Annotated in this window: 19 protein-coding genes; 11 read left to right on the top strand and 8 right to left on the bottom strand. The window is 70.1% G+C overall.

Annotated elements, in window-relative coordinates; all coding sequences use genetic code 11:
- Positions 1-141 precede the first annotated feature (141 nt).
- From KPL78_RS21650 to KPL78_RS21670, 5 genes are all read left to right on the top strand, one after another.
- Positions 142-1,353 carry a murein hydrolase activator EnvC family protein gene (locus KPL78_RS21650; RefSeq protein WP_219765061.1) on the top strand — a complete coding sequence of 404 codons (1,212 nt, stop codon included), beginning with the start codon at positions 142-144 and terminating at the stop codon, positions 1,351-1,353.
- Between the two features lie 171 nt (positions 1,354-1,524).
- On the top strand, positions 1,525-2,910 hold the full coding sequence (locus KPL78_RS21655) for a S41 family peptidase (RefSeq protein WP_219765062.1): 1,386 nt from the start codon (positions 1,525-1,527) through the stop codon (positions 2,908-2,910).
- Positions 2,911-2,933: 23 nt separating this feature from the next.
- Positions 2,934-4,130, top strand: a complete 1,197-nt coding sequence (locus KPL78_RS21660; protein WP_219765063.1) for a divergent polysaccharide deacetylase family protein — start codon at positions 2,934-2,936, stop codon at positions 4,128-4,130.
- A complete protein-coding gene (locus KPL78_RS21665) occupies positions 4,127-4,612 on the top strand; it encodes an RNA pyrophosphohydrolase (RefSeq protein WP_219765064.1) in 486 nt (161 codons plus the stop codon). Before KPL78_RS21660 ends, KPL78_RS21665 begins: the two co-directional genes overlap by 4 nt.
- A 204-nt stretch (positions 4,613-4,816) precedes the next feature.
- Positions 4,817-6,355, top strand: a complete 1,539-nt coding sequence (locus KPL78_RS21670) for an acetolactate synthase large subunit (protein WP_219765065.1) — start codon at positions 4,817-4,819, stop codon at positions 6,353-6,355.
- A gap of 421 nt (positions 6,356-6,776) precedes the next feature.
- Here the strand turns inward: KPL78_RS21670 and KPL78_RS21675 are convergent, their stop codons facing one another.
- Complete coding sequence (locus KPL78_RS21675; protein WP_219765066.1) at positions 6,777-7,511, bottom strand: Crp/Fnr family transcriptional regulator; 735 nt, start codon at positions 7,509-7,511, stop codon at positions 6,777-6,779.
- An 83-nt stretch (positions 7,512-7,594) separates the two neighbouring features.
- Here KPL78_RS21675 and KPL78_RS21680 point away from each other — a divergent pair, with 83 nt between their 5' ends.
- From KPL78_RS21680 to KPL78_RS21690, 3 genes are all read left to right on the top strand, one after another.
- Complete coding sequence (locus KPL78_RS21680; RefSeq protein ID WP_219765067.1) at positions 7,595-8,581, top strand: sensor histidine kinase; 987 nt, start codon at positions 7,595-7,597, stop codon at positions 8,579-8,581.
- Positions 8,582-8,633: 52 nt separating this feature from the next.
- Positions 8,634-9,959, top strand: a complete 1,326-nt coding sequence (locus KPL78_RS21685; protein ID WP_219765068.1) for a FliI/YscN family ATPase — start codon at positions 8,634-8,636, stop codon at positions 9,957-9,959.
- 75 nt (positions 9,960-10,034) lie between these two features.
- Complete coding sequence (locus tag KPL78_RS21690; RefSeq protein WP_219765069.1) at positions 10,035-10,265, top strand: hypothetical protein; 231 nt, start codon at positions 10,035-10,037, stop codon at positions 10,263-10,265.
- A gap of 38 nt (positions 10,266-10,303) precedes the next feature.
- On the opposite strand, the gene KPL78_RS21695 is transcribed toward KPL78_RS21690, so the two are convergent.
- The 7 genes from KPL78_RS21695 to KPL78_RS21725 all read right to left on the bottom strand — a co-directional run bounded on the left by KPL78_RS21695 (position 10,304) and on the right by KPL78_RS21725 (position 18,234).
- Positions 10,304-10,780: a hypothetical protein gene (locus tag KPL78_RS21695; RefSeq protein WP_219765070.1), complete on the bottom strand. Its 477-nt coding sequence runs from the start codon at positions 10,778-10,780 to the stop codon at positions 10,304-10,306.
- A gap of 24 nt (positions 10,781-10,804) precedes the next feature.
- Entirely contained in the window at positions 10,805-11,353 is a 549-nt protein-coding gene (locus KPL78_RS21700) for a cytochrome b (protein ID WP_219765071.1), read from the bottom strand.
- Complete coding sequence (locus KPL78_RS21705; protein ID WP_219765072.1) at positions 11,350-12,417, bottom strand: catalase family peroxidase; 1,068 nt, start codon at positions 12,415-12,417, stop codon at positions 11,350-11,352. Before KPL78_RS21705 ends, KPL78_RS21700 begins: the two co-directional genes overlap by 4 nt.
- Before the next feature lie 306 nt (positions 12,418-12,723).
- Positions 12,724-14,091 (bottom strand): LLM class flavin-dependent oxidoreductase, encoded by a 1,368-nt coding sequence (locus KPL78_RS21710; RefSeq protein WP_219765073.1) that lies wholly within the window; start codon positions 14,089-14,091, stop codon positions 12,724-12,726.
- A gap of 9 nt (positions 14,092-14,100) precedes the next feature.
- Positions 14,101-15,681: an ABC transporter substrate-binding protein gene (locus tag KPL78_RS21715; protein ID WP_219765074.1), complete on the bottom strand. Its 1,581-nt coding sequence runs from the start codon at positions 15,679-15,681 to the stop codon at positions 14,101-14,103.
- Between the two features lie 17 nt (positions 15,682-15,698).
- Positions 15,699-17,078 (bottom strand): LLM class flavin-dependent oxidoreductase, encoded by a 1,380-nt coding sequence (locus tag KPL78_RS21720; protein WP_219765075.1) that lies wholly within the window; start codon positions 17,076-17,078, stop codon positions 15,699-15,701.
- Between the two features lie 301 nt (positions 17,079-17,379).
- Positions 17,380-18,234 carry a branched-chain amino acid aminotransferase gene (locus tag KPL78_RS21725; protein WP_219765076.1) on the bottom strand — a complete coding sequence of 285 codons (855 nt, stop codon included), beginning with the start codon at positions 18,232-18,234 and terminating at the stop codon, positions 17,380-17,382.
- A 77-nt stretch (positions 18,235-18,311) separates the two neighbouring features.
- On the opposite strand from KPL78_RS21725, the gene KPL78_RS21730 reads away from it, so the two are divergent.
- From KPL78_RS21730 to KPL78_RS21740, 3 genes are all read left to right on the top strand, one after another.
- Positions 18,312-19,541 carry a phenylacetate--CoA ligase family protein gene (locus tag KPL78_RS21730; protein WP_219765077.1) on the top strand — a complete coding sequence of 410 codons (1,230 nt, stop codon included), beginning with the start codon at positions 18,312-18,314 and terminating at the stop codon, positions 19,539-19,541.
- 70 nt (positions 19,542-19,611) lie between these two features.
- A complete protein-coding gene (locus tag KPL78_RS21735) occupies positions 19,612-19,896 on the top strand; it encodes a UxaA family hydrolase (RefSeq protein ID WP_219765078.1) in 285 nt (94 codons plus the stop codon).
- Between the two features lie 10 nt (positions 19,897-19,906).
- Positions 19,907-21,076, top strand: a complete 1,170-nt coding sequence (locus tag KPL78_RS21740; RefSeq protein ID WP_219765079.1) for a UxaA family hydrolase — start codon at positions 19,907-19,909, stop codon at positions 21,074-21,076.
- Positions 21,077-21,130: the final 54 nt, after the last annotated feature.

Here is a 21,130-nt window from a genome sequence, read left to right on the forward strand (position 1 = left end):
CATGGCACCCTGCACCGGAGCCCGTGTGCCAAACCCGAAACCCCCGCCGCGCCCGGAACCAGGTTGAGGTTTCCAAAGGCCTTTCGGCCTTTGGTGGGGTGGCTTGGAGGGGCAAAGCCCCTCCGACTCTGCCTCTGCCTGTTGCTCTCCACCTCCGCTCTCGCTCAGCAGCCCTCCCGCGAATCCGTCCAGGACGCCCGCCGCGCCGCCGAGGCCGAGCGTGCCGCCGCGGAAGACGCCGCCCGCCTCGCCCGCGAGGCGTCCGAGGTCGAGCGTGGTCTGGCCCGCCAGCGCGTGGCCATGGCCGAGCGCGTCCAGCAGGCCGAATCCGTGCTCGATGCGGCTCAGGAACGGGAGCGGCGTGCCGTTCACGCCGCCATCGCAGCGCGAGACGAGGCGACGCGCCGGGCCGCCGCCCTCGCCCCGATGCTGCCGGCGATGCGGCGCCTGTCGCTCTGGCCGGCCGAGACGCTGCTCGCCGTGCCTTTGCCTCCGGAGGAAGCCCTGCGCGGCGTGCTGGTCCTGCAGGGCATCGCCCGCCAGATCCGCCAGGATGTCGAGGCGCTGCGCGAGGCGGACCGGGAGGCCTCCCGCCGCGCCCGCGTCGCCGCGGCGGAGGCTCTGCTGGTCACGGCGGCCCGGGAGGAGGCGCTGTCCTCCGCCGCCGCGCTGGATTCCGAGATCGCCGCCGCCCGCATGCGCGAGGCCGAGGCCCGCCAGGCCGAGCGGACGGCGGACCGCCGCGCGCAGGACGCGCTGGCCCGAGCCTCGAATCTGGCCGACATGCTGGCCCGGATCGAGCGCGACCAGGCGCGCGAAGCCGCTGCCCAGGCTGCCCGCGAGAGGGCCGCGGCGGCCCAGCGGGCGCGCGAGGAACGTGCCGCGGCCCGCGCAGGCCGCACCCCGCCGCCATCCGAGCCGCTGCCGACGCCCCCGGGACGGACCCAGGTCGCCTCGGTGGCGTCGGGCGCGCGGGTGATGCCGGTCGCCGGGCGGGTACTGCGGGGCTTCGGCGACCAGGGGGAAGGTGGGGCTGCACGCGGGGAGACCATCCAGACCCCGGCCGGGGCGCGGGTCGTCAGCCCCTGTGGCGGGCGGGCGGTCTTCAGCGGTCCCTTCCGAAGTTATGGCCTGTTGCTGATTGTCGACTGCGCCGATGGCCACCATGTCGTGCTGGCCGGCCTCGGGCGGCTCGACGCGTCGACGGGTGCGCGCCTGCTGCCCGGGGAACCTGTCGGCGTGATGGGCGAAGGGGAGGGCGGGCGCGACCGGCTCTATCTGGAGCTGCGTCGCGAAGGCCAGACGATGGATCCGCGGCCCTGGCTCGCCGGGGCACGTGGCAGTGGAGGATGACCCGGCCGGGCTTGTCCGATCGGTAAGCCTGAAGCTTGCCGAACGGTAAGGCTGGTAACAGCACTGTTTCGACGCGGTTTCCGGCTGCACCCGGGGGGCGCCATAGGCTACAGCTTGATGTCTCGCGCGGGGGTGCTTGCCTGACCCGCGTCACGGAAGGAAGGAATTGGAATGCGGCGCAGGAGCATGACCTTCGCGGCTGTGGGCGCGGCCTTCGCGGCCGGGGTGGTCGCCGGACCCATGGTCGCGGCCTGGGCCCAGGACACCGGCGGACGGGCAGAGACCTATCGCCTGCTGAACCTGTTTGGCGATGTCTTCGAGCGCGTGCGCGCCGAGTATGTCGAACCGGTCAATGATCGCGACGCCATCGAGAATGCCATCCAGGGCATGCTCACCGGCCTCGACCCGCATTCCTCCTACATGAACCCGCGCATGTATCGCGACATGCAGGTGCAGACGCGCGGCGAGTTCGGCGGCCTCGGCATCGAGGTCAGCCAGGAGAACGGCTACATCAAGGTCATCAGCCCGATCGACGACACGCCGGCGGCGCGCGCCGGGGTGAAGCCGGGCGACCTGATCACGCATCTGAACGGCAATTCCGTGCAGGGCCTGTCCCTGCAGGAGGCGGTCGAGCAGATGCGCGGCGAGCGCGGCACCGCGATTCGCATCACCATCCGCCGCGAGGGCACCGAACGGCCGATCGAGCTGTCCATCACCCGCGACGTGATCCGCCCGCAGGTGGTGCGCTTCCGGCTGGAAGCCGGCGATATCGGCTATATCCGCCTGACCTCCTTCAACGAGCAGACCGAGGCCGGGCTGCGCCGGGCCATGCAGCAGCTCCGCCAGCAGGCGGGCGGCAACCTCAAGGGCATCGTGCTCGACCTGCGCAACAATCCGGGCGGGCTGCTCGACCAGGCGGTGCAGGTGTCGGACGACTTCCTCGACCAGGGCGAGATCGTCTCCACCCGCGCCCGCCGGCCGGAGGATGCGCAGCGCTGGAACGCCCGCGGCGGCGACATCGCCCAGAACCTGCCGGTGGTCGTGCTGATCAATTCCGGGTCGGCCAGCGCGTCCGAGATCGTCGCCGGTGCGCTGCAGGACCATCGCCGTGCCATCGTCATGGGCGTGAAGTCCTTCGGCAAGGGGAGCGTGCAGACCGTCATGCCCATCCCGGGCAATGGCGCGATCCGCTTGACCACGGCGCGCTACTACACGCCCTCGGGCCGCTCGATCCAGGGCACCGGCATCGAGCCGGACATCGAGGTGCTGGCGACGCGCGAGGATGCGCAGCAGGTGGCCGCCGCGCGGCGTGACCGCGAGGCCGATCTGCGTCACGCGCTGCGCAACGACAATGGCCGCGAGACGCCGGCCGCGCCGCCGCTGCCGCCGCTGAACCTGCCCGCCGGGCTGACCGAGCGTATCCAGCGCATGCCGGCCGAGGGCGCCGCCGCCTTCGACCCGACCAAGCCCGAGACGGATCACCAGCTCCAGCAGGCCATCCAGCTGCTGCGCGGCATCGCCGCGGCGCCGAACGGCCAGCGCCGCGCCGCGCGCTGAACCCGACAGGGAAGGCGCGTCGCATGCGGGTGCCAGGCTGGCGGGCGCTCGCGGCCTTCTGGGTGGTGGTGATCGGGACCACCGCCGGCGGGGCGGTCTGGCTGGAACGGCTCGGCCCGCCGGAAGCGCCGGCGGCTGGGGCTGCCGCGCCCACGGCCGAAACCGCCCCGACGCCGCCAGCCACACCGGCTGGCGACTCCGAAACCCCGGCGGCGCCACCCCAGGCCGCCGAGGCATCGCCGGCCGCATCATCGCCGGCGGCAAGCGACTCCGCGGCCCAGCCGCCGGCCGTGCCGGCCATCGCCGCCACGCCCCCCCGCGCGCCGGAACCGCCACCGCTGGCCGCCGCGATGGCGCCGCGCGCCGCATCCCGCCCCATACCGGCGCCCGATCCGGCGCTGCTGGAAAACAGCCGCCACGGCATGCTGCCCCGCGCCGGAGCGGATGGGCGGACCTCGATCCGGGCCTATGGGCGCGACTTTGACCGGCGGGACACCCGGCCGCGCGTCGGCATCATCATCGCCGATATCGGCCTGAACGCGACCCAGACCGAGGAAGCCATCCGCCGCCTGCCGCCGGCCGTCGCCCTCGCGCTGTCGCCCTATGCCGCACGGCCGGGCCAGGCGGCGGAACGGGCACGGGAACGGGGGATGGAGACGCTGATCTCCCTGCCGCTCGAACCGGCCGGCTATCCGCTGAACAACCCGGGCGACCAGGCGCTGCTGACCGGCCGGTCCATGGCGGAGAACATGGACCGGCTCGACTGGGTACTGTCCCGGTCGCAGGGCTATGTCGGCGTGATCGGGGCCCTCGGCGCCATGCGCGGCGAGCGCTTCGCGACCCTGACGGAGGCCATGGGCACGGTGCAGGACACGCTGCGCCTGCGCGGGCTGCTCTATATCGACCCGCGGCCCGGCGCGGCATCGCCGGCGCGGGCCTGGGGGCGCAGCGTGGACGTGATCCTCGACGAACCGGCCGGCACGCGCGGGGAGATCGACCGGCGACTCGCGGAGCTCGAGACCCTGGCGCGGGATCGCGGCGCGGCGCTCGGCCTCGCCGGGTCGGTGACGCCGGTGCTGGTCGAACGCATCACCGCCTGGTCGCAGGGACTCGAGTCGCGGGGGCTGATGCTGGCGCCGGTCTCGGCCATGATCCGCCGCCCGGAGGGGCTTACCTCCGAGACCTCCGCCACCCCCATCCGCCCCGCGAGCGCCCCATGAACGCCCCCCTGCCCTATCGAGACAATGTCGGTGCCGTGCTGTTCAACGATGCCGGGCTGGTGTTGGTCGCGCGCCGCGCCGACCTGCCGAATGCCGAGGGCGCGCCGGGCGGCTGGCAGTTGCCCCAGGGCGGCATGGATGCCGGCGAGGACCCCGCCGTCGCCGTCTTCCGCGAGTTGGAGGAGGAGATCGGCACCGCCCGCGCCGAGATCCTGGCCGAACACCCCGACTGGATGACCTATGACCTGCCGCCCGAACTGGTCGGCAAGGCGCTGGGTGGCAAGTATCGCGGCCAGCGGCAGAAATGGTACGCGATGCGCTTCACCGGGGTGGATGGCGACATCCGGCTCGATCTCGATCCGTATCCGGAATTCGACGCCTGGCGCTGGGCGCGGCTGGCGGAGCTGCCCGACCTCGCCGTAGCCTTCAAGCGCGACATCTATGTGCGGCTGGCGCGGGATTTCGCGCGGTTCGCCGCCTAGAGCAGATCCTGTCCGGATGAACTCATCGGGGCAGATGAAGATGCTCGCGAAAACAAGTACCTAGAGCATTGGACGTAAACGCAAGTTCACCGGAATTGCTTTATGGCGCGGGGTCAGAAGCCCCGCAACGGAGGCCGCACGCCCCACCTTGCCCCGCCGCGCGGTCCCGCGCAGGCTGCGCCGTCCTGAATTGGGAGATACGCGGTGAACGGCGCTGAGAGTTTGGTCCACACGCTTCTGGGCTGTGGTGTGGAAGTCTGTTTCGCGAACCCCGGCACGAGCGAGATGCATTTTGTCGCCGCGCTGGATCGCATCCCCGGCATGAAATGCGTGCTGGGCCTGCAGGAGAACGTCGTGACCGGCATGGCCGACGGCTATTGGCGCATGGCCGAGAAGCCCGCCGCCACCCTCCTGCATTGCGGCCCGGGCCTCGCGAACGGCCTCGCCAACCTGCACAATGCGCGCCGCGCGCGGTCGGGCATCGTGAACTGCGTCGGCGACCAGGCGACCTATCACCGCATTTTCGACGCGCCGCTGACGGCCGATACCGAGGGCTTCGCGCGCGGCGTCTCGCAATGGGTGCGCACCTCCTCGCGCGCGGCCGATGTCGGCGCGGATGCCGCGGTCGCGGTGCAGGCGGCGATGACCTCGCCCGGCCAGATCGCGACCATGATCCTGCCCTCCGACACCTGCTGGGACGAAGGCGGCGTGGTCGCCGCGCCGCTGCCCAAGGTCGCGGTGCCCGAGGCCGACCCGCACGCCATCCGCACCGCCGCGCGCATCCTGCGCGAGAAGAAGAATGTGCTGATCCTGCTTGGCGGCAAGGCGCTGCGCGAGGGCGCGCAGGCGCTCGCCTGGCGTGCCTCCCAGGCGACCGGCGCGAAGCTGCTGGCCGAGGGATCGAACGGCCGCACCGAGCGCGGCCAGGGCCGCCTGCCGCTCGAGCGCGTGCCCTATCCGGCGGACATTGCCATCAACGCGCTGTCCTGGGTGGAGCACCTGATCCTGGTGAACGCCAAGGCGCCGGTGGGCTTCTTCGCCTATCCGGGCAAGCCGTCGAAGCATTACCCGGAGAACGCGCAGGTCCACGTCCTGACGCGCTACGAGCAGGATGCCGAAGCCGCGCTGCGCGCCTTGTGCGAGGAGCTCAACGCCCCCGCCGTGCCGATGCCGGATGTCGGCAAGCGCCCGGATGTCGCGCGCGGTGCGCCCTCGCCGGAAGGCCTGGCGCAGACCGTCGCGGCGCTGATGCCCGAAGACGCGATCATCGCGGATGAGAGCGTGTCCTTCGGCCGCGGCTTCTTCCCCAAGACCTTCGCCGCGCCGAAGCATGACTGGCTGCAGATCACCGGCGGCGCGATCGGCTGCGGGCTGCCCCTGGCCACGGGAGCGGCGGTCGGCGGCGGCGGGCGGCGGGTGATCAACCTGCAGGCCGACGGGTCGGCGATGTACACGGTGCAGGCGCTGTGGACCCAGGCACGCGAGAAGCTCCCGGTGACCACCGTGATCCTCGCCAACCGCAAGTACCAGATCCTGCTGGGTGAGTATCAGAATGTCGGCGCCAATCCGGGGCGCACGGCGATGGACATGCTCGATCTCGGCAATCCCGACCTGGGATGGGTGAAGCTCGCCGAAGGCATGGGCGTCGAGGCGGCTCAGGCGACGACGCTGGATCAGGTCGGCGACCTGATGGCGCAGTCCTTCGCGCGTCCGGGGCCATTCCTGATCGAACTGGTGATCTGAGGGGCACGGCTCCGACGCTCACGGCGTCCAGCGGCGGCGGAGTCTCGGTCGAAGGATTGGAGGGGCCTTGCCCCTCCAAGCCACCCCGGCAAAGGCCGAAGGGCCTTTGCAGACCTCCATTTGGTACCCGTGCGCCGCCGGCAGAATGCACGCCGAAAGCCGCTCTTGCGCCCACCAGGTGCTTCGAGGGGATCAGCCTGGTCTTTCGACCCAGCGCCAACGGCCTACGGCCCAGGTGCTCGAAGCACCAGGGGCACCGATTGCCGCTGCAAGGCGCCGTCAGCCGGGTCCCGATGGCAAGGTGGTTCAGAGGGGCAGAACACCACGATCCTCCCTCCGGGTCATCAGGGCCGACCGTGCCGCGGCGCGCTCCGGAGAGGAGCGAAGCCGCTTTCCGGCGCGCCCTCGCCAGCCTCGTCCCTCACAGCAGCGGCCGCTTCGGCGCCGGCTGTTCCCAGTACCGCCCGACGCGGCGCATCGCGCGCAGGTCGCCGATCTGCAAGCGCTGTCCTTCCAGCCGGATGAAGCCCCCCTTGCGCAGCCGTTGCAGCACGCGGTTGGTGTGCACCGGCGACAGTCCCAGCGCGTCCGCGATGTGCGACTGGGTGATCGGGAAGGGGATGCCGTCCTCTGCCGCCATCCCGGACGACGCCGCGCGCTTGTAGAGATGCACCAGCAGCGCGGCGACGCTTTCCATCGCGGTGCGGCGGCCGACCGACAGGACCGCGTCGTCCACCAGCCGCTCCTCATGCGCAGCAAGCCAGGTGATGTCGAGCGCGATGCCCGGCAGGTCGCGGAAGAAGGTGGGCACGGCGTCGGTCGCGAAGGCGCAGAGATTGACCTCCGTCAGCGCCTCCACCCCATGCGGCAGGGTCGCGAGCAGTTCCCCCTGCAGCCCGAGCAGGTCGCCAGGCAGCAGGAAGTTCAGGATCTGCCGACGTCCGTCCTCGAGCGTCTTGTAGCGGAAGGCCCAGCCCGCGAGCAGCACGTAGAGCCGCGTCGTCGCCTGACCTCCCGCGAGGATGGTCGCCCCGGCGGTCATCATGCGCTGGCCGATCTTGGCGCCCTGGATCGCGGCCAGTTCCGCGGCGGTGACCGCCTTGAAGGTCGGCAGCGCCCGCAGCGGGCAGGCTCGGCAATCGAAGGGCGGCTCCATCGGCGCCGCTTATCGCATGTTAGTGCGCGTCGCCCCAGCACGATGCAGCATCGCTTTCCACAAGGTAAGGTACCGGCCCGGCCATGCTGGTTGCCACAATGCGAGCCTATGGGGCGGGGTGGGTCGTCGGGGCGGTCAGCTTTGCGGCCGCCTGGGCGGCGTCGCACGGTCTTGCCGACCCTGCCGGCGGGCTGACCTTCGTCGCTTTCCTCCTCGCCGTCCTGGCCACGTCGCTCGCCGGAGGCTGGGCGCCGGCCACTGCCGTCGCGGTCGCGTCCGTTCTGGTGGTGCTGGCCTGGTTCCTGGCCCCCGGCCAGGTGGAACGGCTGCCCTGGCCGCTGCCCATCGTGCCCATCGGCCTGCTCGCCGCCGTGGCGGGCGCCCAGATCTCCCTGGTGCACGGGCTGACCCGCGCCGTCGCCCGGCTGGAATGGAAGCGCGCGCAGATCGAGGCGTTGCGCGAATCGGAACACCTCATGTTCCGCGAATTGCAGCACCGCATCGCCAACGGCATCCAGCTCGTCTCCAGCCTGCTGTCGCTGGAGGCGGATCGCGTGGACAGCGCCGAGGACGCCGCCGCGGTGCTCGAGGATGCGGTGACCCGCCTGTCCATGATCGCGACCATCCATCGCCGGCTGAACGATCCCGCGCTGGGGAAAGCGGGGCTCGAAGCCGCGCTGCGCGTCCTGGCGCGCGAGATCCTCGATGCCGGCGGCCGGGAAGGCGTGGATCTGCATGTGGTGGCCCCTCGGCTTGCGACGACGCCGGCGGATGCGACCTCGCTCGCCATGTTCATCGCCGAGGCGGTGACCAATGCCCTGAAGCATGCCTTCGCCGATCGCGAGGAAGGTCTGGTCGAGATCACCTTCACCGAGACGCCCGACGGCGAACGCCGCCTGACGGTGCGCGACGACGGGCCGGGTTTCGGTGCGGCGCCGCCGGAAGGCGGCGACAGCCTCGGCCTGCTGGTGATGCGCAGCATGGCGCACCGCCTTGATGGCCGGCTGGAGATGGCGGACGATCCGCGTGGCGGTGCGGCGGTGACGATTGTGCTGCCGCCGGCGGGCTGACCGGCGCCGCAGTTTACCACTCGCCAAGGCGTACGCGGGCAGCATGGGACGCATGCCGCCCGACCTCCTCGCTACCGCCGCCGCGATCGACCTCCTGCCACGGGAGACGGTGCACGGTTCCGTGGCGGGGCTCGGCGGGCTGGGCGTGACGCTGGAAGGGTTCGGCCCGCTCGCGGCGATCGGCGACCGGGTGCGGCTGGAATCGCCCTATGCGGCGCCCGTCCTCGCCGAGATCGCCGCCTTCCGCGACGGCCGCGCCGAGGCCATCGCCATGGGCCCGCTGGCCGGCCTGTCGGACGGCGTGCGGGCGGTGCTGGCGCCACGGCCGGCCCTGGCGGTTTCGGAGGCCTGGCTGGGCCGCGTGCTCGACCCAATGGGCCGGCCGATGGATGGCGGTCCGCCACCGGCACCGGGGGCCACGCCGCGCGCCACCCATGCACCGGCCCCGCCGGCCGGGCAGCGCGCAAGGCTCGGGCCGCGCCTCGCGCTCGGGGTGCGGGCGCTCGACCTGTTTGCCCCGGTGCGGCAGGGGCAGCGGCTCGGGCTCTTCGCGGCCTCGGGCGTCGGCAAGTCGACGCTGATGGCGATGCTCGCCGGCGGGGTGGATGCGGAGGTCATCGTCTTCGCCCTGGTCGGCGAACGCGGGCGCGAATTGCGCGAGTTCATCGAGGACGACCTCGGCCCCGCGCGACTGGCGAAGTCGGTGGTCATCTGCGCCACCTCCGACACCGCGGCGCCGATGCGGCGGGAGGCAGCCTATGCAGCCATGACCGTCGCCGAGCATTTCCGCGACCAGGGAAGGCAGGTGCTGCTGCTGATGGACAGCGTGACCCGCTTCGCCCTGGCGTTGCGCGAAATCGGCCTCGCCGTCCGGGAACCGCCCGCGACGCGGGGCTTTCCGCCGTCGGTCTTCACCGAATTGCCGCGGCTGCTGGAACGCGCCGGCCCGGGGCCCGAGGGCTGTGGCGGAGCCATCACCGCCCTGTTCACCGTGCTGGTCGAAGGCGACGACCATGACGAGCCCGTCGCCGATGCCGTGCGCGGCATCCTGGACGGGCATGTCGTGCTGGACCGCAGCATCGCCGAGGGCGGACGCTATCCCCCGGTCGACGTGCTGCGGTCGCTGTCGCGCACCGCGCCCGGGGTGCTCGATGCGCATGAACGGCCGCTGGTCGCGGAGGCGCGGCGGCTGCTCGCGACCTATGCCGAGGTGAAGGACCTGGTCCGCCTCGGCGCCTTTCGCAGCGGGCATGACCCGCTGGCGGATGAGGCCGTGCGCTTCGCCCCCGCCATCGAGCAGGTGCTGTCCCAGGCCAAGGGCGAGGCGAGCGACCCCGACCAGGCCTTCGGCGCCCTGGCGGCGGCGCTTGCGGGATAATCCTGGCCAGGACCGGCCGCATCACCGCATGCTGGGGGTCAAAATGGTGCGCGGCTCTTGGGGGAGGACGGCACGATGGACGGAGTCCAGATCCTGATTCTGGCCCTGGCGGCGTACAGCGCCATCGCGCTGTGGCGTCTGGCCACCGCGCTCCAACGCAACTGGGACGGCCAGTTCGAGGATCTGCTCGAGGAGGAGGCGATCGTCCGCCGTCTCGCGATGGCCGGCCTGTCAGTGGCCTGCCTCCTGGCCGCGATCCTGCTGCGTGGCTCGGTCCGTGACCTGCTGGCCTACCTCTCAGGCTGAAAGCAGGCGTCAGTCGACGCGGATGTTCCCGGCGCGGATCAGCGCCGTATAGCCTTCGGCGCCGAGCGTGCCAGGTCGCACACCGATGCGGGGCAGGTCAGCGCCGTGCCGATCTCAATCTCGGCGGGCGGCATGTGGACCACAACGTGCCGCCCACCGTGGTGGATGCGAACCGGCTGGCGGAACAGGGCGCGCCGTGCTCGGTGGCGTCCAACACCGTCATCAACCCCTTCACGTCCTTCGGGGACGGCCAGGTGCTGCGCCAGGCGAACATGCTGGCGATCGTCATCCATCGCGCATCGGACCCTGGGGTTCGCGCGGTCCGGAACATGACGACGCAGGATGCGGCGAAGCCGATGCGCCAGGACGATTGCGGCATCGCAGTCGGCAATCCGGGCAACCTGGTGGTGCTGGATGCGGAGAAGCCGGCGATGGCGCGCCGCGCCGTCGCCCCCGTGCTGATGGCCTTCAAGCGCGGGCAGCGCGCGGTGACGCGGGAGAAGGCGCGGCTGCACCGGCCGCAGGGCCGGCGCGATCCGCTACTCCGCCGCCGCGCGATCGGCGCGCACCGACGCCATCGTCTCGAAGACGCCGTCGCGCCGGACCAGGGCGTGATACAGCGCGGCCGCCACGTGCATTACGACCAGGGCAAAGAAGGCGAAGGCCAGATAGACATGCGCCTTCCACAGCAGCGTATGCAGCGCATCGCTCTGCGGCAGAATTGGCGGCAGGCGGATATGGCCCAGCAGCACGATGGGATAGGCGGCGGCCGACATCATCGCCCAACCGATCAGCGGCATGCCGAGCATCAGCGCATAGAACGCATAGGGTGAGAGATGCGCCGCGAGGCGCATCGGTATCGGCATGCTGACCGGCAACGGCGGCGCGCCATAACGCCAGCGCAAGCCCAGCCGCACCACCGCCAACACCAGGATGACGATACCGAGCGTCCGGTGCGTCGCGATCAGCGGCAGATAGGACGGCGCTATCGTCGAGACCATGCCCACGCCGATGAACAGCATGCCAAGGATTGCAATCGCCATCGCCCAGTGCAGCAGGCGCTGCCAGGCGGTGAAGGACCTGGTCATCGGGAAGCCTCCGTCGCGGCGGCGCGTTGATAGGGATAGTCGCGGACCTCCGCAGCGCGCAGGTTGTAGGATCGCGCATAGGCCGCGGATCGTGCGGCCGGGAACGGATCGTCCGACACGCTCATCCCGTCCGGCAGCACTGTCGGGTCGAAGTTGATGTCGCGGCAGGGTCCGTCGCGTTCGGCCTCGATGCGCTGGACGATCAGCGTGCCGACCTCCATGCGGCGCCGGTCCTCGGGCCAGGCCTTGCTGGGATCGGCCGTCTGGTCGATGGGATCGGCCAGGGTCACCACCATGCGCCAGCTCTGCGGCGCGGCGGCCACGCGCGCACGAATCTCCTGCTCCAGGTGATCAGGGCCCATGGCCGCGAGTTGCGCCTGGGTCAGCGCCGTGACGGTCGCGTCCGGCAGCAGCGACCAGCGCACGGGGTGGTCATAGCCCTGCGTATCGGTGAACACGAAGCTGTCGAGGCTGTTGAAGCCGGTTTCCGCATAGCTCCCGGTCCAGGGCGCGCTGCCGGCCCACTCGGCGAAGGCGCGGAATTCCGGATGCTGCGCGATGAAGGCCGGCATCGCGCCCCGTTCAGTGCTGTGGGAGGCGACCTGGAGGTCGTAGAAGGCCCGCGGCGTAGCGACAGGAAAGAAGGGCGGGTCGATCATTGCCATGCGCCAGACCGCGCCATCCGGTGCCGTGATCTGCAAGCCCATGCCGCGCACCCGGACCGTGGCGTCCGGAGAGTCCGGTTCGGTGGTGCCAAGATTGAAGCGCCCGACCACCGGATACTGACCGCTGGCGAGCACGCTCGCGCGCGTGATCTCCCGCCCCTCGCCGCTCGCGGCGAAGATGCCGGTGAAGCAGATGCCCTTGGCATGATTGCGGCGATGGCCAAGCGCCGGCCCTTTCGGCCCGTCCAGCGCCGCCAGCATCCGCGCCGGGGTCAGGCGATCCGGCGTCAGCCATCCGGCCGCATAGGCGAATGCGCCGACGCCAGCGCCGGCCACGACCAGAATCGCGGCGAAGGATCCGAGCGTCCTTGCCCGTGCTGGCGGAGTTCCTGAAGACATGCACCGTTCCTCTGCCCATGACCTTGGGGCCGGCGCAGAGTGTCAGCAGTGGCGCCGGCGTGCTTCCCGGCTAGGCCGCGCTTTGCGAATTGGCATGGCAGGCTGCTGCAGGATCGGCGAGGACTTGGCACCGGGCGAGCCTGGCGGGGGCAGAATGCCTGCGGCGCCCGGTACCAATAGACTGCGGTCCAGAGGCGCCAACCACCAAGGGCATCCGATGGCGGGGTGGTTCAGAGGGGCAAAGCCCCTACGATCGCCGCAGCCGCAGAAAAGAAGGTCCGGAGGGGCACAAAGCCCCTCCCCGCCTTACTCCGCCGCCTGCGCCTGCCGCGCCGCCGTGTAGCGGTTCTCTGGCACCTTCAGCCCGAGGTTCTCGCGCAGCGTCTTGCCTTCATAGGCCGTGCGGAAGATGCCGCGGCGCTGCAGTTCGGGGATGACGAGCGTCGAGAAATCCTCGAAGGGCTTCGGGTAGTAGTTGCAGATCACGTTGAAGCCGTCGCAGGCGTCCTTCTCCAGCCATTCCTGCATTTCGTCGGCGATGTATTCCGGCGTGCCGACCAGCACGCGATGGCCCTGCGCGGCGGAGACGGAGCGCGCCACCTCCCGCAGGGTCATGTTGTGCTTCTTCGCCATGGTCATGATGAGTTGCTGGCGCGACTTGGCCGAATTCGCCTCGGGCAGGTCGGGCATCGGCCCGTCAAGCGGGTAGGAGAAGATGTCGACCCCGCGCGTGAAGCGCGCCAGCGCGGCGAGCGCCACGTCGTCCGGCAGCAGGGACTGGAGCTGGTCGTACTTCTCCTTCGCCTCCTCCATCGTGCGGCCGATGACCGGCGTGATGCCGGGCATGATCTTCACGTCGTCCGGCGTGCGGCCGTACTTTGCCGTGCGCCCCTTCACATCGGCGAAGAACTCCTGCGCGGCGGCGAGCTCGGTCTGCGCCGTGAACACCACATCGGCGGTGCGGGCGGCGAGTTCCTTGCCCGGCTCCGACGACCCGGCCTGTGCCACCACCGGCCGGCCCTGCGGCGTGCGGGAGACGTTGAGCGGTCCACGCACATGGAAGTGCTTCCCGTGGTGATCCAGGAAATGCATCTTGTCGTAGTCGAACCAGACGCCGCTTTCCTTGTCCTTCAGGAAGGCGTCGATCTCCCAGGAATCCCACAGGCCGGCCACGACCTCGTAGAACTCGATGGCGCGCTCGTAGCGCGCGGCGTGGTCGACATGGGTGTCGAGGTTGAAGTTGCCGGCCTCGTCCTCGATCTGCGAGGTGACGAGGTTCCAGCCGCAACGCCCGCCCGAGATATGGTCGATCGTCGCGAAGCGCCGGGCGATGTTGTAGGGCTCGTTGAAGGTCGTCGTCGCCGTGGCCACCAGGCCGATATGGCTGGTGCCCATCGCCATGGCGGCGAGGCAGGCGGTGGGTTCGAGCTTGACGGTGCGGCACAGCCGCGTGCGCGTCATGTCGCCCGCCTTCAGCGCGTCCGACCCGCCGACCGCCACCGTGTCCTGGAAGAAGATGGTGTCGTAGAGGTGCTTCTCGGCCATCTGCGCCAGGCGCATGTACCAGGCGAAGTCCATGTCTGTGTCCACGGCGGCGTCGGGGTGACGCCAGCCGGAGAGGTGATTGCCCGGCGTGCTGAGGAAGGCGCCGAGCTTGAGCTGCTTCTTAGTCATGGACCCCTCTTACGGCGTGCGGCGGATGCCGGTCGCCATGGTGTACTGATCGCCGCGGGGCACAAGGGTGATGTTGCGCGACATGCCCCAGGCGGATTGCACGAAGAAGATCGGGATGATGGCCATCTGGTCCATGGCCCGGCGCACCGCGGCGAAGGTCGTCGCCTGGCGCTGCGCGTCATCGAGCTGTGTCTCCGCCTGGGTCAGCAGCCCATCGAGCACGCTGTCCGAATACCGGCCGCGGTTCGAGGCGCCGTGGGCGCGCTGCGGATCGTAGGTGCGGATGATCGAGGTCATGCCCTCAGTCGCCATGCCCGTGGTGGTCGCGAACATGGACAGGGAGACGGAGAATTCCGGCGTCCGGTTCGGTCCACCGAAGGCACCGCGGCGGAAGAAGATGGCGGTCGGGATGGCCTCGACCTCCGTGCGGATGCCGATCGCGGTCAGCATCTGACCCACCGCCTGGCACACCCGCGCATCGCCGGCGAAGCGGTTGGAGGTGCAGTGGATTGTCAGCCCGAAGCCCTGCGGATAGCCGGCCTCGGCCAGCAGTGCGCGGGCGCGGGCCGGATCGTAGGCGAGCGGCGGCAGGGACGGGTCATGCCCGTTGAAGCCCGGCGGGGCGATCTGGTTGGACGGCACGGCGCCGCCTTCCATCGCGCGTTCGGAGAGTGCGGCGCGATTCAGCGCCATGGACAGCGCCTGGCGCACCCGCACGTCGCGCAGCGGGTTCGGGTTCAGCGGCTGCCCATCCGGGCCGGTGACGAAGGTCGAGACCTCCCGCCCGCTATCGATATAGGCGTAGTTGTTGAAGGCCGCGGTGTCGGTGACCAGGCGCGAGCGCGCATCCGACCGCACCCGCGCATAGAGCCCGGGCGGCACCGCATCCACGACATCCACATCGGCGGCCAGCAGGGCGGCGATGCGGGCGCTGTCCACCGGGATGAAGCGATAGACCACGCGCTCCCACGGCTCCGGCGTGCCCCAGTAGTTGGGCGCGCGTTCCAGCGTGACGTCGGCGCCCTGGTTGAAGCGCACCCAGCGATAGGGGCCGGTGCCGACCGCGGCGCGGCCGCCGTTGAAGTCTTCCTCCGTCGCGCCCTCGGCGAGGGCCGCGCGCACGATCATGATCGAGGTGAGGTAGGCGGGCAGCAGCGGCGTCGGGCCGCTGGTGCGGATCAGCAGCGTCGTATCGTTCACCTTTTCGACGCCGGTCACCGCGCGCACCGCGGGGCCATAGGTGCGCAGGCCCGTCGCGTTGCGCGCGCGCTCGATCGAGAAGGCGATGTCCTCGACGGTCAGGGGCGATCCGTCGTGGAAGCGCACATTCGGCCGCAGCTTGAATTCCCAGGTGTTGTCGTCGACCACGCGCCAGGATTCCGCGAGACCCGGCTCCGGCTGCAGGAAGGAATTCTGGAAGGTCAGCGACTCATAGACCTGCATCTGCACGTTGCGGTTGGGGCTGTAGGACTGGTGCGGGTCCGACCCGTCCACCGCGGCCTTCATGCCGATGCGCAGCGTCTGCGCGCCCGCCGGCGCGGCCGCCAGCGCGCCCAGCAGCAGCGCCATGGCGCGGATGGATCGAATCATGGGGGTTCTCCGGTCTTTCATTCCGCGGCGTGGCCGACCGCATCGGCGATCGCGGCGCGTTTCGCCGCCGTGGCCGGATGCTCGGGCCAGGCAAGGCCGAGATTCTCGCGCAGGGTCTTCCCCTCATAGGCGGTGCGGTACAGGCCGCGGCGCTGCATCTCGGGGATCACCGTCTCGACCACGTCCTCGAGCCCGCCGGGCAGCCAGGTGGGGAGCAGGTTGAAGCCATCGGCGCCGCCGCCCTCGAACCAATCCTGCATCGCGTCGACGATGTCGGACGGCGTGCCGATCACCAGGCGATGCCCGTTGCCGCCCGCGATGGAGAGGTAGAGCTGGCGGATCGAGAGATTCCCCCGCCGCGCGATGTCGAGGAAGATCTGCCCGCGGCTGTGGTCGCGCCGGTCCGCCGGATCGGGTTCCGGCAGCGGGCCGTCCAGGTCGTAGGCCGACAGGTCGCCGAGGTAATTCGCCAGCGCGGCCAGGCCGACGATGGGTTCGACGCGTTGCTGCAGCACCTCGTACTTGTCCTGCGCTTCCTGCCGGGTCGCGCCGGGCACGGCCATGATGCCGGGCATGATCTTGAGCTGGTCCGGCTCGCGGCCATAGGCCGCCATGCGACGCTTCACGTCGTCGTAATAGGCGCGCGCGTCTTCCAGGGTCTGCGACGCCGCGTATATCACGTCCGCCGTCGCGGCGGCGAGCTCCCGCCCCTGATCCGAGGCGCCGGCCTGCACGATGATCGGCCGCCCCTGCGGCGTGCGCGCCACGTTGAGCGGGCCCATGACGCGGAAATGCGCGCCCTCATGGTCCAGGATGTGCAGCTTGTCGGGGTCGTAGTTGATGCCCTGGGCCTTGTCCCGGACGAAGGCGTCGTCCTCCCAGGAATTCCACAGCCCCTTCACCACCTCGACGAATTCGGCGGCGCGGTCGTAGCGGCCGGTCTTGGGGGGCGCGCCGACCAGGCCGAAATTCTGCGCCTCCATGTCGGTGGCGCTGGTCACCACGTTCCAGCCCGCGCGTCCGCCGCTGATATGGTCCAGCGAGGCGAATTTCCGCGCGATGTGGTAGGGCTCGTTGTAGGTGGTCGACGCAGTGGCGACGAGGCCGACATGGTTCGTCACCATCGCCAGCGCCGAGAGCAGCGTCAGCGGCTCGAACTGCACATTCTTGCAGGTGTGCGACAGCGCGCCCTTCGGCACGTCGTTGAAGCGGATGCCGACGCCATCCGCCAGGAACGCCATGTCGAGCAGGCCGCGTTCGGCCGCCTGCGTCACGCGCACCGCGTGCTGCAGTTCCATGTTGCCGCCGGCCGAGGACTCCGGATGGCGCCAGGCCGCCAGGTGATACCCCATGCCGATCATGGAGACGCCGAGGCGGATCCTGCGTGGAGCGGGCATGGGAGCTCTCCGTTATCGCGGCAGAGGCGCGCGATGCGGAGCAGAGCAAAATCCCGAAGCCAGCACAGCACAATCCGGCGTGTCGGGACAGAATGCGGCGCAGCAACACAAGCGACCGCCCGATGAGCAGGGCTGCGTGCAGGATGCTCAGGGTGCAGGCAAGAGTAGGCCGCCTGAATGCGGCTGAATCGCCGCGCCCATCATTCGGCATCCACTTCGCGGAGGCGCGCCCGCCTCCGCAGACCCGATCGGTGGAGCAGGGTCCGGAGAGGTGCGAACGCCGCCCCTCCCTGGCAGAGCGTCAGGCGACCTTCGTCTGACCTTCCATCCAACGCCAGTACATGTCGCGCGCCTGCGTCGCGAAACGGCCGATCTGCATGTCGCGCCCATTGTAGCGCGTGCAGGGCTGCACCTTGGCATAGTTGCCGGTGGAGAAAATCTCATCCGCCGTATCGAGTTCCGGCGCCTTCACGGTGCGTTCCTCGACCGCCACGCCGGCGTCCTTGAACAGCGCGATGACGCGCTGGCGGGTGATGCCATTGAGGAAGGTGTGGTTCACCGCGGGCGTGATGACCTTGCCGTCCTTGGCGAACCAGATGTTGGCGGAGGCGAATTCAGCCACATGCCCCATCGCGTCGCACATCACGGCGTTGTCCGCGCCCTGCGTCGCCGCAAAGGAAGAGGCGCGCGCCCCATTCGGATAGAGGCACGCCGCCTTGGCGTCGGTCGGCGCCATCTCCGGCGTCGGACGACGGAAGGGCGCCATCACGGCGGAGAAGCCGGCCCATTTCGGCAGCGGGCTGTCATAGATCGACAGGATGAAGTCGGTGCTGTCCGGGTCCGGCCGCGCCGCGCCCAGGCCCTTGCGGATGAAGAACATCGGCCGGACGTAAAGCTCGGCCTCCGGCCCCATGCGGCGGATGCCTTCGCGGCACAGCGCCTCGATCTCGGCCGCGGTCTTGGTCGGCTTCATCAGCATCGCATGGGCGGAGGCGACGACCCGCGCGCAATGGCGGTCGAGGTCGGGCGCCCAGCCCTTGATCGCCCGCGCGCCGTCGAAAATGACCGAACCGAGCCAGAACGCGTGATCCATCGGGCCGAGGATCTTCGGTTCCTCGGTCATCCATGTGCCATCATACCAGAAGACGCCGGCCATCACTTCCTCCAGGCCAAGTGGGGGCAAAGGATGTGCCACGAAGGCGGCACCCGGAGAAGGGCCTGCCAGGAGGAAACATGATCGGAGAACATTTTGACCCGCGGGAGACGCGCAGCGCCGATGCGCGCGCGGCCGAGCTGGCCGCCCGGCTGCCGGCCGTGATCGCCGCCGCGGCCCGCGCCCCGGCGGGGGCGACGCGCCTGGCGGGGATCGATCCGGCGCTGGTCACGGACCGAGCAGCCCTGGCCCGTATCCCCGTACTGCGCAAGTCTGACCTGCCCGCGGCGCAGAAGGCCGATCCGCCCTTCGGCGGGCATGTCGCGACGGCGCCAGGGTCCTTCGCGCGGCTCTTCACCTCGCCGGGGCCGATCTTCGAGGGCGAGGCCCGGGCGGTCGACCCCTGGCACATGGCGCGCGCCTTCTTCGCCGCCGGCTTCCGGGCCGGGGACATCGCGCTGAACACCTTCTCCTATCACCTCACCCCGGGCGGCTGGATGATGGATCTCGGCCTCCAGGCGCTCGGCTGCGCCGTGGTCCCGGCCGGGCCGGGCAATTCCGAGACACAGATCGAGCTGATCGGCGCCTTCCGCCCGGTCGGCTATGTCGGCACGCCGGATTTCCTGAAGATCCTGCTCGACGGCGCCGCAGCGGCGGGGCGGGATGCCTCCTCGATCCGCCGGGCGCTGGTCTCGGGCGCGGCCTTCCCGCCCTCGCTCCAGGCGGAATTCGCCGCGCGCGGCATCGATGCCTTCCAGATGTACGGCACTGCCGATCTCGGCTGCGTCGCCTATGAGACGCCGGCACGCGAGGGGCTGACCGTCGCCGAGGAGGTGATCGTCGAGATCGTCCGCCCCGGCACCGGCGACCCGGTGCCCGAAGGCGAGATCGGCGAGGTGGTTGTCACCGTGCTCGATGAGGATCACCCGCTGCTGCGGCTCGCCCTGGGTGATCTGTCTGCCGTCATGCCGGGGGCCTCGCCCTGCGGCCGAACCAATACGCGCATCGTCGGCTGGCGCGGCCGCGCCGACCAGACCGCGAAGGTGAAGGGCATGTTCGTGCGGCCGGAACAGGTAGCCGAGATCGCGAAGCGCCACCCGGAACTCGGCCGGCTGCGCCTGGTGGTGACCCGCGTCGGCGAGCAGGACGCGATGACGCTGCGCGCGGAGGCAGCGTCGCAGGACATCGCCGATGCGCTCGCCGCTTCGCTGCTCGCCGTCACGCGGCTGCGCGGCGCGGTGGAAGTCGTCCCGCCGGGCAGCCTGCCGAAGGACGGAAAGGTCATCGCGGATGAACGTCCGATCGGTTGATCACCTGATGCGTTGACCGACCACCCGCCCCGCCCTAGCGTCATCGCAACGACAAGCGGGAGGGAGCACGATGACCGTGCATTTCTGCGTCCATGACGAAGGCGATTCCGTCGGCGTCGTGGTCGTCGAGGGGATCAAGTCCGGCCAGACTCTCAATGGCTGGATCATGGACCAGGATCGGATGATCGAATTCCCGGCCAGGTCCGACATACCGATCGGCCACAAGGTCGCCATCAAGGACATCGCCAAGGGCGACACCATCATCAAGTACGGCGTCGATATCGGGCGCGCCGTCGCCGCCATCGGCGCGGGCGAGCACCTGCACGTCCACAACGTCAAGACGAAGCGGTGGTGATCCCATGGGCATGAACCTCAAGACCGCCACCTTCGACGGCTGGCGCCGCGAGAATGGCCGCATGGGCGTGCGCAACCACGTCCTGATCCTCCCCGTCGATGACATCTCCAACGCCGCGGCCGAGGGCGTCGCGCGCAACATCCAGGGCTGCATCGCCATCCCGCACGCCTATGGGCGCCTGCAATTCGGCGCGGATCTCGACCTGCATTTCCGCACCATCATCGGCACGGGCTGCAATCCGAACGTCGCTGCGGTCGTCGTCATCGGCATCGAGCTCGGCTGGGCCGGCAAGGTCGCCGAGGGCATCGCCAAGACCGGCAAGCCGGTAGAGTTCTTCGCCATCGAGCAGAATGGCGACATCGCGACCATCGCGAACGCTTCGCGCGCCGCCTATCGCATGGTGAAGCATGCGACATCGCTGAAGAAGACCAAGGCGCCGCTCCAGGACCTCTGGGTCTCGACCAAATGCGGCGAGAGCGACACCACCTCCGGCCTCGGTTCCTGCCCCACCGTCGGCGATTCATTCGACAAGCTGTGGGAGAACGGCAACACGCTGGTCTTCGGCGAGACGACGGAGCTCACCGGCGGCGAGCACTTGGTCAAGGCGCGCTGCCGCACGCCGGAGATCGCCGACCAGTTCCAGGCGATGTTCGACCGCTACCAGCGGGTGGTCGATGCGAACAAGACCAACGACCTGACGGAAAGCCAGCCGACCAAGGGCAACATCGAGGGCGGCCTGACCACCATCGAAGAGAAGGCGCTCGGCAACATCACCAAGATCGGCAAGAAGTGCACGGTCGACGGTGTGCTGGACAAGGCCGAGGAACCCACCCATCCGGGATTGTGGTTCATGGACTCATCCTCCGCGGCGGCGGAGATGGTCACGCTCTGCGCCGCCTCCGGCTTTGCGGTGCATACATTTCCAACCGGCCAGGGCAACGTCATCGGCAACCCGATCCTGCCGGTCATCAAGCTGACCGCGAATCCGCGCACCCAACGCACCATGTCCGAGCACATCGACGTCGACGTCACCGGCCTGCTGCAGCGGCGCATGACGATGGACGAAGCCGGCGAGGCGTTGCTCGATTGCATGATCCGCACCGCGGATGGGCAGCACACCGCGGCCGAGATTCTCGGTCACCGGGAATTCAGCCTGACCAGGCTCTACGAAAGCGCCTGATATCGTTCGGTCCGGGTGGAGCGCGCGCTCCACCCGATCGCCTGCCCCCTTGCC

The organism is Roseomonas alba (assembly GCF_019430885.1).
GTDB classification, from domain to species: domain Bacteria; phylum Pseudomonadota; class Alphaproteobacteria; order Acetobacterales; family Acetobacteraceae; genus Neoroseomonas; species Neoroseomonas alba.

Bases quoted from the DNA above. Each gene is read 5' to 3' on its own strand.
- KPL78_RS21655 (WP_219765062.1), top strand. From the start codon at position 1,525: ATGCGGCGCAGGAGCATGACCTTCGCGGCTGTGGGCGCGGCCTTCGCG.
- KPL78_RS21660 (WP_219765063.1), top strand. From the start codon at position 2,934: ATGCGGGTGCCAGGCTGGCGGGCGCTCGCGGCCTTCTGGGTGGTGGTG.
- KPL78_RS21665 (WP_219765064.1), top strand. From the start codon at position 4,127: ATGAACGCCCCCCTGCCCTATCGAGACAATGTCGGTGCCGTGCTGTTC.
- KPL78_RS21675 (WP_219765066.1), bottom strand. From the start codon at position 7,511: ATGGAGCCGCCCTTCGATTGCCGAGCCTGCCCGCTGCGGGCGCTGCCG.
- KPL78_RS21680 (WP_219765067.1), top strand. From the start codon at position 7,595: ATGCTGGTTGCCACAATGCGAGCCTATGGGGCGGGGTGGGTCGTCGGG.
- KPL78_RS21685 (WP_219765068.1), top strand. From the start codon at position 8,634: ATGCCGCCCGACCTCCTCGCTACCGCCGCCGCGATCGACCTCCTGCCA.
- KPL78_RS21690 (WP_219765069.1), top strand. From the start codon at position 10,035: ATGGACGGAGTCCAGATCCTGATTCTGGCCCTGGCGGCGTACAGCGCC.
- KPL78_RS21700 (WP_219765071.1), bottom strand. From the start codon at position 11,353: ATGACCAGGTCCTTCACCGCCTGGCAGCGCCTGCTGCACTGGGCGATG.
- KPL78_RS21705 (WP_219765072.1), bottom strand. From the start codon at position 12,417: ATGTCTTCAGGAACTCCGCCAGCACGGGCAAGGACGCTCGGATCCTTC.
- KPL78_RS21710 (WP_219765073.1), bottom strand. From the start codon at position 14,091: ATGACTAAGAAGCAGCTCAAGCTCGGCGCCTTCCTCAGCACGCCGGGC.
- KPL78_RS21715 (WP_219765074.1), bottom strand. From the start codon at position 15,681: ATGATTCGATCCATCCGCGCCATGGCGCTGCTGCTGGGCGCGCTGGCG.
- KPL78_RS21720 (WP_219765075.1), bottom strand. From the start codon at position 17,078: ATGCCCGCTCCACGCAGGATCCGCCTCGGCGTCTCCATGATCGGCATG.
- KPL78_RS21725 (WP_219765076.1), bottom strand. From the start codon at position 18,234: ATGGCCGGCGTCTTCTGGTATGATGGCACATGGATGACCGAGGAACCG.
- KPL78_RS21730 (WP_219765077.1), top strand. From the start codon at position 18,312: ATGATCGGAGAACATTTTGACCCGCGGGAGACGCGCAGCGCCGATGCG.
- KPL78_RS21735 (WP_219765078.1), top strand. From the start codon at position 19,612: ATGACCGTGCATTTCTGCGTCCATGACGAAGGCGATTCCGTCGGCGTC.
- KPL78_RS21740 (WP_219765079.1), top strand. From the start codon at position 19,907: ATGAACCTCAAGACCGCCACCTTCGACGGCTGGCGCCGCGAGAATGGC.